Source organism: Marinomonas spartinae (assembly GCF_016461715.1).
In the GTDB taxonomy this organism is placed as follows: Bacteria; Pseudomonadota; Gammaproteobacteria; order Pseudomonadales; family Marinomonadaceae; genus Marinomonas; species Marinomonas spartinae_A.
This window is the reverse complement of record NZ_JAEMUI010000034.1, coordinates 24,091-34,811: the sequence shown is the minus strand read 5'-3', so window position 1 is coordinate 34,811 and position 10,721 is coordinate 24,091. Positions and strand designations below refer to the sequence as shown.

Annotated in this window: 8 protein-coding genes; 4 read left to right on the top strand and 4 right to left on the bottom strand. The window is 42.4% G+C overall.

The window, feature by feature from the left end:
• The first annotated feature begins 330 nt into the window (after positions 1-330).
• Positions 331-3,216 carry an EAL domain-containing protein gene (locus JHD45_RS21270; protein WP_199478603.1) on the top strand — a complete coding sequence of 962 codons (2,886 nt, stop codon included), beginning with the start codon at positions 331-333 and terminating at the stop codon, positions 3,214-3,216.
• 60 nt (positions 3,217-3,276) lie between these two features.
• On the opposite strand, the gene lhgO is transcribed toward JHD45_RS21270, so the two are convergent.
• Together lhgO and glaH are read right to left on the bottom strand one after the other, a co-directional pair.
• Positions 3,277-4,485, bottom strand: coding sequence for an L-2-hydroxyglutarate oxidase (gene lhgO / locus JHD45_RS21265; RefSeq protein WP_199478602.1), 1,209 nt, complete (start codon positions 4,483-4,485; stop codon positions 3,277-3,279).
• A 56-nt stretch (positions 4,486-4,541) separates the two neighbouring features.
• Entirely contained in the window at positions 4,542-5,522 is a 981-nt protein-coding gene (gene glaH, locus JHD45_RS21260; protein WP_199478601.1) for a glutarate dioxygenase GlaH, read from the bottom strand.
• Positions 5,523-5,749: 227 nt separating this feature from the next.
• Between glaH and csiR the strand changes: the two genes are divergently transcribed.
• Positions 5,750-6,514 carry a DNA-binding transcriptional regulator CsiR gene (gene csiR, locus JHD45_RS21255; protein ID WP_233407982.1) on the top strand — a complete coding sequence of 255 codons (765 nt, stop codon included), beginning with the start codon at positions 5,750-5,752 and terminating at the stop codon, positions 6,512-6,514.
• 86 nt (positions 6,515-6,600) lie between these two features.
• Here the strand turns inward: csiR and yghU are convergent, their stop codons facing one another.
• Positions 6,601-7,461: a glutathione-dependent disulfide-bond oxidoreductase gene (gene yghU, locus JHD45_RS21250; protein ID WP_199478599.1), complete on the bottom strand. Its 861-nt coding sequence runs from the start codon at positions 7,459-7,461 to the stop codon at positions 6,601-6,603.
• 595 nt (positions 7,462-8,056) lie between these two features.
• Between yghU and JHD45_RS21245 the strand changes: the two genes are divergently transcribed.
• A complete protein-coding gene (locus JHD45_RS21245) occupies positions 8,057-8,632 on the top strand; it encodes a porin family protein (RefSeq protein WP_199478598.1) in 576 nt (191 codons plus the stop codon).
• Positions 8,633-8,788: 156 nt separating this feature from the next.
• Here the strand turns inward: JHD45_RS21245 and JHD45_RS21240 are convergent, their stop codons facing one another.
• A complete protein-coding gene (locus JHD45_RS21240) occupies positions 8,789-9,565 on the bottom strand; it encodes a ferredoxin--NADP reductase (protein ID WP_199478596.1) in 777 nt (258 codons plus the stop codon).
• A gap of 325 nt (positions 9,566-9,890) precedes the next feature.
• On the opposite strand from JHD45_RS21240, the gene nfsA reads away from it, so the two are divergent.
• Entirely contained in the window at positions 9,891-10,628 is a 738-nt protein-coding gene (gene nfsA, locus JHD45_RS21235) for an oxygen-insensitive NADPH nitroreductase (protein WP_199478594.1), read from the top strand.
• The last annotated feature ends 93 nt before the right edge of the window (positions 10,629-10,721 follow it).

The window sequence follows — 10,721 nt, the reverse complement described above, 5'->3', positions numbered from 1 at the left end:
ATCCGATCCAATACCATTTTGTTCAAATAACATACAAAAACCTTTTTTTGGCCCTGCATCAAACACAAAAGACGCTGACTTCTATCGTTCTTTTAGTCTACTATCTTGGTTAATAGTATAAAAAGATGGCAAATGGGGCGCATATTCGTTTATGGCGACTTCATCAATAATGTCACTTATAGCCATCCTTATAATGCCTTATCTCTGCTCATTTTTACTTTATATCTGATTCTTTCTGATAGACGGCGACTACGCTTAACAATGATGACCTTGACATCACAAGAGAGATTGCGGCGTCTCTTTTTCAACACAACTTTTCACGGATAGACAATGACTAGACAGCTTATCGAAACACGACAAATCACTAGACAAGAAGCAGAGCAGTGTGCAAATGAACAAATTCAAATTGTTGGCAGCATTCAGCCACATGGTTTTCAAATTGTTGTCGACCCAAAAGACTACCGAATCGTTCAGTACTCTGACAATATTTCCCGTATTCTCAAGGACAGTAGTGATGCAAAAATCAATCATCGAGCGTTATTAGGCAGCCATCTATTAAAATGGCTCACTTTTCAGGAAAGAGAAAAACTAAACTCATTGTCATCAAAATATACCGTTGCCCTTCCTTTAACAGAAGACAAAACAATTAAAGGCTCCCAATGGGAGTGCATCGCTCACCTTCCTCGCGGCTGGATTTGCTTAGAGTTTACGCCAAAAACGCCGGAATCAATCAATTCCCGCACTTTGGTTTCCCAGTTAGATGATATGGTTGCATTGTTAAAAGTTGTCCACGATGAAGCAGAGTTGTTTCAAACCATTACCGACCAGCTGCAAAGTTATACTCAGTATGATCGGGTTATGATGTACCGTTTCCATCCTGATTGGTCTGGCGAAGTCGTCGCTGAATCCGTATCAGAACACGAATATAGCAAATTTTTAGGCTTACGATTTCCAGCTGAAGATATTCCTAAACAAGCACGCGAGCTATATAAACTTAATATTATTCGCTACTTTGCGGATGTTCTCGCAACACCCGCGAAACTTGTCCCTTCGATCCTCCCAAACGGTGAGCCATTAGATCAAAGCGCCTCCTCATTACGCAGCATGTCGAACGTGCACCGCAGCTATTTAAAAAACATGGGAGTAAAAGCCTCGTTATCCTTATCTATTATGGAAGGGGAAAAGCTCTGGGGAATGGTCGTGTTTCATCATAATGCGCCTAAAGTGCCGTCTCAACGAGTCATCACGCAACTTCGTATCACAAGCAAGCTATTTGGTGAAATCATCAACTCTTATTTGACGCCTTCCTTCAATATAAAAGAGCTCACTTTTTTGATGAATACTCAGTCTTATATTGAAGCGGTTTTTTCTCAAGCCAAAAAAGCCGATCTGTCTCATAGTTTGTTCGAAACCATATTAGAAAAAGTCAATAGTGTGATTCACTATGACTTTATTGGCATTATATACGATAAAAAATGCTATCTCTTAAAGCAACATACCTTCTCTATTTTAGAGCAAGCGACATCCGATGCGTTGGCTCAGATATTCGCAGACAGGGACACTCTGCATTATGAGTCGAGCCAATTGCATAGCGATATTGGTGCCATCCCTGGGTTAGAAGACATGTATGGTCTATCTATTATGCGAACGCAAAGTCCTATAGATTTTTATGTGTTTATCGGGCGAAAGGAAGTATCAAAAACCATCCAATGGGGAGGCGCACCTGGTACCGTGGATATTGTCATAAAGGACAACAAGCGCCACCTCGAGCCAAGAAGCTCTTTTGCGTTATGGCGTCAGCAAGTCGAGGGACAAAGCAAAGAGTGGGAGCCCCGTGACACTAAATTTTTACAATGCTTTTTTAATGAGAGCAAAGAGTTTATCAGCCTAAAACGCACTCAACTACTGATGAATAAACTCGAAAAAGGCGCTTATTACGATACCCTGACAGGCCTTGCTAATCGTTCTTACTTAAAATCGTTTATCGAGAACCTTGATCCAGATAGTGATATATCATTCGTGTCTTTCTTCTTCATCGATCTCGATAACTTCAAAGACGTTAACGATTTTATGGGACATGAAACTGGCGACAAACTACTGATTAGTATTTCACAAAGGCTCAATGCTTGTGTCAGACCAAGTGATCTCGTGGTGCGACTAAGTGGTGATGAATTCATTATCCTTTTCACCCACAAAGCACAGCCTGCACTGGACCTTATCCATAAGCTGGCTGATAAAGTTGCCTCTCGAATAGGTGAACCCGTTCTTGATAACGCTCATACGTTAGTCATCACGTCCAGCATCGGTATTGTGACCCAAAGTACGGAACATATTGATTTTAATGAAACCCTCAAACGTGCAGACATCGCCATGTATGCGGCAAAGAATGCGGGAAAAAAACGCCATCACATTTTTAATAGTAAAGATCAAGATTCGTTTAATAAACGTACTATTCTTACGATGGACCTTCGTGAACATACGGCTAACGGCGATATAACGCTTTACTATCAAGTAAAAGTCGGGGCCAACAAACAGCTAAAAGGGGCGGAAGCCCTAGCCCGCTGGAATCACCCAACATTCGGTTTTATCAGTCCGGAAGTCTTTATTACCTTGGCGGAAAAAAATAATCTTATCTATGCTTTGGGACTGAATATCATTGATAAAGCCTGTTCCGATCTTGCCCATTGGCGCACCATCAATCCTAATTTTGATTTAGGCGGCCCTTTATCCATCAACATCAGCCCGACTCAATTAGCTGAGTTGGCATTTGAAGATGACTTATTCGCTATTTTAGAACAGCACAAGATTGATAAAAAATGGATTTGCCTCGAAATTACCGAATCGGTTTTTATGAAAAACTATACGGTCTCCATCGAGACTCTCGCTCGGCTACAAAAACAAGGCATTACCATTTCACTTGATGATTTTGGGACCGGCTATTCTTCTCTCAATTCACTGTGGAAGCTACCTATTGATGAAGTAAAAATAGATAAGTCATTTATTTCCACCATGAGCCAGGATCAAAATTTGTTTACCATGGTCGAAAGCATCATCCAGCTGTGCCAGAAACTGAACTTAAAAGTCGTTGGTGAAGGAATAGAAAGCAGTATCGAATTCAACCTATTAAAGGGCTTGGGCTGCGATGCCATGCAAGGCTACTACTTTAGCAAACCACTCGACCCAGAAAGCTTTCAACAACACTATATCCAAATATAAGACACTATGAGGAAGGCACATCGTCTTAAGACGGTGTGCCTAGAAAGGCACCAACATTCCTTATTCACACCTTCCCTGGACCTTATCACAAATATATTGGCCAATAGGAATGGCCGAGGTGGCCGCTGGGGACGGTGCGTTACACACATGCAAACTACGAGGACTTTCAGCAAATAAAAAATCATGTACTAAAGTGCCATCTTTTAACACCGCTTGCGCACGAATACCTGCAGGATAAGGCTGCAAGTCCGATAGTTCTAATTGTGGGCAGTACTTTTGTACGAGCTTAAGATAACCAGGTTTCCAAAGAGAGTTTTTGGTTTCGATCAGCCCCGTCTTCAAATTTTTTTTCAATACCCGCCAAAAGCCAGGGAAACGAACCATATCGCCAATATCTCGCAGGGAAATATTAATACGACCATATCCTTCTCGCTTCCAGCCTTGCACCGCGTTGGGGCCAACCGTCACACTACCATCAATCATGCGCGTTAAATGCACACCTAAAAATGGCAAATTCGGATCGGGAATAGGATAAATGAGATGATTAACAATATTGTTATACTTCTCAGGCAATTTATAGTACTCGCCACGGAAAGGGATAATCTGAAAATCGGTAGGAATACCCAGCATTTTTGTGGTTCTGTCTGCCATCAAACCAGAGCAAGTAATCAAAAAGCGCCCTTCAAAAGTCTTGAACGCACCATAATGCGCAGCGTTTACGACAACTTTATCAAGCGTTTCTGTTAACCCAACCACTTCATGATTCAACAGGGCTTGACCACCTAGCTCAACAAACTCTTCTGCCATTTTAGTGGTCACTTGCTGATAGTTCACAATAGCAGTGTCTTTGACAAAGAAGCCTCCCAACCCCACCACATTTGGCTCACGCTCTTTTAACTGCTCAGCGTTCAGCATTTCGACATCCAGCTCATTTTCCTGACAGCGTTTGAATAACGCCTGCATTCGCTCGACTTCTAGCTCGGTTGTTGCCACCAGCAATTTACCACATTGCTCATAAGGCACATTGTGTTTATCACAAAACGCCATGGTCGCCTTGACCCCTGCTTTACAAAATTTCGCTTTTAAACTACCAGGCGCATAATAAACCCCAGCGTGGATAACACCGCTGTTATGACCCGTTTGATGCTTGGAATACACAGACTCTTTTTCAAGCAACAAGATCTTTTTTTCAGGGTGACGTTGTTGCAGCTGCCACGCAGTAGACACACCGACAATGCCACCACCAATAACAATATAATCGTAAACCATCTTGTTCCCTATCTATTACTATTGCACATCGTTGATGGCACTCTCAAACGTCCCGCTTAATCCGTAAAGTGACCTCGCTGACGCAGCAACTCACGGCACAGCTCTGGATGAGGAACAAACCGATCACGACCATGTAACCAGAAATGGTTATGCAATACCATCATCGTTCCAACGGGCATGGGAACAGACAGATAGTTCGGATCCGCTTCTAAAGATTCCCCCATCTCGTATAGGTATTTGCCTTCTTCTTTGTTACGAGGTTCGGCAAACTGATCAATATATAGCATTAATGGCTTGCCATTGGCATCTTCTTCAAAGAAAACGGGATGCGCCACTTTGGTTTCCACATTTTTCGATTTTGGTGCTCCCCAAACAATGTCCTTTTTCGCAAGTGGATGCTGATAAAACTTATCCAATTCAGCCCAATCATCCAAGTGCAACATCAATGAATTACCACCCTGCATGTTTTCTTCTTTCAGTTTTTGCATCAGTACATAATCAGTGCGCTCATTGACATAGGTGCCATCATTATGCAGTTCCATACGACGATACGCTTTACGTAAGTAGCTATCAGAGTTATCGACATGGCGAACGGTAAAACGCGCATAATATTGACCATACATGGCATCATAATTAGACAGCCCAATAATGTGAGACACCGCCGTGGACAATTTAACATCAAGCTCGGTGCGTAGTTCGCCTGTTTCGCTAATCAGTTCATCATTATAGTTAAGAAGAAAAGCCCCCGTCTCTCGATCTCTCACCGTTGCATTAAGAAATGCCCCTAAAGTGTAGTCGGTAATGGCATCCAAGCGATCTGCCACTTCAAAACGTAAAAAAGGCTTGTATTCAATATTTTGCACAGACCATTCCTCTACCGCTGCTATAAATGCAGCCATGGTCTCGGCATGCAATGTCACCACTTTTAGCCGCTTGCTTGTGGGATAATCCATGACGGAAAACCCTTGAAATGCATTACCAGCATGGGTTGATATTTGCTTCTCTGTCGCGTTTTTTGCTTTGCTTTGAACTTGCATTTGTCTCTCCTATTATTTTTGTTCTACGAATTCTCTGAGGTAACAATCGACACCAAGAAGATCGGTTTGGCTGAGCACTATCGATTGCTACGGAAATTCTAATCTTTCCAAGATAAAAATCGACATTATTATAAAATGTCGACATTTTATAATAATGTCGATTTTATGGATCGACGTCAACCTTTTTAAAGAATCCTTCCTTAACTATTTCAGAGCTTTCCCTTAGAATGCAGAACGATTCCTGTTGTAACGGGGACTTAAGAGCCACCACGCAAGCGAGTGCGATAGAGATGAAGCAGCCCCCCATTGAAGAAGTTGACAGTAAAGACAATTTTGCCTCTCAGGTATTGGGGAAGCTCACCAACGATATTTTAACGGGCTATTTCCAGCCGGGTGAAAAGCTGCGAATGAGTCGCTTGAAAGAGCGCTATCAGGTTGGTGTCGGGCCATTGCGCGAAGCATTGTCGCAATTACTGGTAAAACAACTCGTCGTCGTCGAAAATCAGCGTGGATTTCGAGTGCACCCGATCTCCAAAGCGGAGCTAATTGATATCTATGAAACTCGCTCAGAAATAGAAGCATTGTGTGTTGAGCTTGCCATAGAACGGGGTGATGATGAATGGGAGGCCAATATCGTCGCGTGCGCCCACAAGATGAAAATCCACAATGACTTACTGGAAAAAGAGCCGCATCGTTGGGAGCAATACCATCACGACTTTCATTCTGCCATTGCCGAAGGGTGCCAGTCTCCCGCGCTACTGCAGGTACGAGACAGCTTGTATGAAAAAGCGTCCCGCTATCGTAACCTTTGGCTAAAAAAGAACATGGTTGATGTGGCAGTCTTTGACGCCAATAAAAAAGAACACGAAGCCCTGATGGACGCTCTACTCAAGCGAGACGTAAAAACCGCTAAAGACCTTATTCGAAACCATATACGCAGCCCAAGTTTGACCCTTCAAGCCACCGCCGTCATTGATCACCCTTTTGACTAACCCCATGGTGACAATTGTGGGCGACAAAAAAGGCGATAATGCGAATACATCACTGCCTTTTTCATTATCCTTTCGAACGATCTTGTTTATTTTAAAACACCGTCAAAATCCGCCGCTGAATGACGCTCTTCTAAATACGCATCGCCCCAAGTACGGTTAACAATCCGCCCACGCTGAACCGCAGGACGCTGCTCAATCGCTTTTGCCCAACGTAAAACGTTTTTGTAGCTAGATACATCTAGAAATTCCGCTGCATCATACAAGTTGCCGAGTACCAAGTTGCCATACCAAGGCCAAATCGCGATATCCGCAATGGAATATTCCTCCCCTGCCATATAGGTATTGTTTGCTAGCTGTTTATCCAATACATCTAACTGACGCTTGGTCTCCATGGTAAAGCGGTCAATCGGGTATTGCATTTTGGTCGGAGCGTAAGCGTAGAAGTGACCAAAACCGCCCCCCAAATACGGTGCCGATCCCATTTGCCAGAATAGCCAATTACGACATTCAGTTTTTGCACCATGATCTTTTGGGACCAGTGCATCAAACTTTTCAGCCAAATACTGCAAAATCGATCCAGACTCAAAAACACGGGTTGGAGGCGTTGTACTGTGATCCATTAAAGCTGGAATTTTCGAGTTCGGATTGATCTCAACAAACCCTGAAGAGAACTGATCCCCTTCTCCAATATTGATTAAATAAGCATCGTATTCTGCTTGTGTTTTACCCAATGCCAGCAATTCTTCGAGCATAATGGTGACTTTTTGTCCATTCGGTGTCGCTAGGGAATAGACTTGTAAAGGATGCCCACCAATGGGCAGCTTCTTATCATGGGTGGAACCAGAGATGGGACGATTGATACTGGCAAATTTACCGCCACTTTCTGTGTCCCATTTCCATACTTTGGGTGGAATGTAATCTTGGTTCAACTTGCTATCAGAACTCATAATCTCTCCTTAAACACTGTTATCTGCAAAACCAACAGTTTTACTCTACTATGCGTAAAAGTTTGTCAGTGGATATCTTTACATGATGCGGTATTTTAGTTTTTCTTCAACCCTAGAAAATGGCAAGAAAATAACAAGTTTTAAATTAAGCTATCTTTTCTCCTCTATATCAAAGCGGCTCTGCCTTAACGGTTTCTTTTTTCCTTTTTTATTTTCATTTTAAAGCTTAAATACCCCATTAAAACCCTCAAAAACAAGACACTAAGATTCACTGCTTCTTTACAATACAACTAATATTAGACCACCTAAAACCAGAACAAACAAAACCCATAACTATATGTTTTATAATGTTTTTTATTAAAAACAATCATTAAAAACCATATTTATAACAAGGTTATTACCCCGCAAACTATAAAGAAACCCTTAATAAACACAATTTACTTCAATAAAGATGGATCAATCATGTATTAAGCCGTGAAATGCTAGAATTTTTTTCAGCGTTGATTATTACTAATAGGTACAGCGATTACGTCATTTTCTCTGTTTTTTTAAATTCGCTATTTTTAGCAAAATCAATGTTACTGAGGAGTTCACGATGAAAAAGATCCTTCCTGTTCTAGCAAGCACGGCTGCTTTAATTTCTTTCAGTGCAGCGGCTCAAGCAGAAAATACAATGACTAATGACCACGGTTTCTATGTTGGCGGCAACTATGGCTATGTAAAAATTGATGGCCAAGACAGTTTTGATGATCATAACGACGTCAAAGAAGGGGTCATTGGCTACCGTCTAAACCCCTATCTTGCATTGGAAGGTAGCTACATTGACTTTGGCGATTATGGAAATAGTCTGGCAAGCGCCAGTACAGACGGTTATACCGCAGCATTAAAAGCGATCCTACCATTGGGTGACCGTCTAGAACTCTTCGCCAAAGGGGGACAACTTTGGTACAGAACCGATTACAAAACCGCTGTTGGTAATAATAGCAATGATGACAAAGGCGTATTCGCTGGTGCAGGCGTAGGGTTCAAAGTAACCGAGAACTTCCTTCTGAATGCACAGTACACTTGGTATGATACTAAAATGGATGCGAAAGATATTGAACAAAATGGCACAGGCAAAACTAACACCGACTTTAAACAAGCTACAGTCGGTGCAGAGTACCGCTTCTAAGTTCAGAAGTTTACGTTAAGCGGATGTGACTTATTGTCTTTCCATAACGTACAACACCTTAGAAGAACCATGCTTTCAATGAAAAAAGCCCCCGACAATCGTCGGGGGCTTTTCTTTTCGCAGCTTATTCACAACAGACAAATTAGCAAAAGAGTCTTATCGTTCAACAAACGCTCTCTCGATAACATAATCCCCAGGCACACCAATTTTTGGAGACTCTTTTAGGCCAAGTTCATCCAATAATTCTGCGGTGTCTTTCAGCATAGCAGGGCTACCACAAATCATCGCTCTGTCCACCTCAGGATTAATTTGTGGCAAACCGATGTCTGCAGCCAGCTTTCCGCTGCGAATCAAATCAGTTAGGCGACCTTGATTACGGAAGGGTTCGCGGGTAACGGTTGGGTAATAAATTAGCTTTTCACGCACCTGTTCACCAAAAAACTCATTCTCTGGCAGTTCCTTCTCAATGAAATCAGCGTAAGCCAATTCGCTGACATGACGCACACCGTGGACAAGAATGATTTTTTCGTATTGTTCATAGGCCTCAAAATCTTGAATTAGACTTAAAAAAGGCGCAAGCCCCGTGCCTGTGGACAGCAAATACAAGTGTTTGCCTGGATGCAGATCACGAGTCACCAGTGTACCTGTTGGCTTGCGGCTGACTAATATGTCATCTCCCACTTTTAAGTGCTGCAAGCGAGAGGTTAAAGGACCATTTGGCACCTTGATACTGAAAAACTCTAAATGCTCTTCATAGTTTGGACTGGCAATACTATAAGCTCGGACCAAAGGGCGAGTATCTGTTTCTAAGCCAATCATCACAAACTGGCCATTCTCAAATCTCAAGCTTGCATTTCGCGTTGTTTTAAAGCTAAATAAACTCTCATTCCAATGGTGAACACTTAGTACGCGTTCAGTTTCAAATGCACTCATGGGTACCTCAGTAAAATTCGTAAACAAATAAGACGGACCGATTCACTTTCGTCCGTAAAATGCGTTTTATCAAAAACAAGCATGGCAAGGATGGAGACGCATAGTATAAGACAAGCTAATCATTGTTAAATTGATTATTTAGATATCGTTAATATGCTCAGTACATATAAGCCCGTGGTCTATTATTCCAGTATGTCATCAAAATGCACAGGGAATACGTTACTAAATAGGAATAATTCGTATAAACTGCAAGCAACTTTGACCTAGTGTAGCGAACTGACTAACATCGATGACATTCAATTCACCAAAAGAGTCTCGATATTTTATGAACCCAATTCTTGAAGCTCAGTCATCTCATCGCTCCATCCGACAGTACACCGACAAACCAATCGATGAATCGCAACTACGTCGTCTGATTCAATGCGCTCAAGGGGCAGCGTCATCCAGCTTTATTCAAGCCTATTCCTTAGTACAGGTCACCAACAAAGCAAACCGCCAAAAAATTGCGACGTTAGCTGGCGGTCAGAAATGGATCGAATCCGCCGCTGAATTTTTGATCATTTGCGCTGACCTAAGCCGTGTTGAGTACGCTTGTATTGAACAAGGCTTTGGGGCATTAGAAGGCAATACTGAACATTTTATCACTTCAACAGTGGATGCGGCCTTATTTGCTCAAAACTTAATGCTTGGTGCCGAATCAGAAGGCTTAGGTGCGGTATTCATCGGTGGCATTCGTAACGATACAGACCAAATAGCCGAGCTACTGAATCTACCAGACCAAGTATACCCAGTCTTTGGCTTGTGCCTTGGCTGGCCAGATGCTGAACCCGATCTCAAACCTCGTTTACCTGTGGAAGTTATTCTCCACAAAGACAGCTACGATAGCACTCGCTGCGAGGCTGATGTCAAAGCCTACGATGCGCAAATGGAATCCTACTATCAAAATCGCAGTGGTAGCCAGAAAAACAGCAACTGGTCAGAACAAACCGCAGCGGCAGTGCAAATGAAAAAGCGTGAGCACATGCTGTCGTTTCTACAAGGGCGCGGCTTTTTAAAACGCTAAATAAACGGAGATAGAGCGAAAAACCTATCTATTCACCATTCTATCCATAGACAATTACAAACGGCAGATCCCAAATACTACTTAGGGCGTTCT

Coding starts and splice junctions, on each gene's coding strand:
- JHD45_RS21270 (WP_199478603.1), top strand. CDS start 331: ATGACTAGACAGCTTATCGAAACACGACAAATCACTAGACAAGAAGCA.
- csiR (WP_233407982.1), top strand. CDS start 5,750: ATGCAGAACGATTCCTGTTGTAACGGGGACTTAAGAGCCACCACGCAA.
- yghU (WP_199478599.1), bottom strand. CDS start 7,461: ATGAGTTCTGATAGCAAGTTGAACCAAGATTACATTCCACCCAAAGTA.
- glaH (WP_199478601.1), bottom strand. CDS start 5,522: ATGCAAGTTCAAAGCAAAGCAAAAAACGCGACAGAGAAGCAAATATCA.
- JHD45_RS21245 (WP_199478598.1), top strand. CDS start 8,057: ATGAAAAAGATCCTTCCTGTTCTAGCAAGCACGGCTGCTTTAATTTCT.
- JHD45_RS21240 (WP_199478596.1), bottom strand. CDS start 9,565: ATGAGTGCATTTGAAACTGAACGCGTACTAAGTGTTCACCATTGGAAT.
- lhgO (WP_199478602.1), bottom strand. CDS start 4,485: ATGGTTTACGATTATATTGTTATTGGTGGTGGCATTGTCGGTGTGTCT.
- nfsA (WP_199478594.1), top strand. CDS start 9,891: ATGAACCCAATTCTTGAAGCTCAGTCATCTCATCGCTCCATCCGACAG.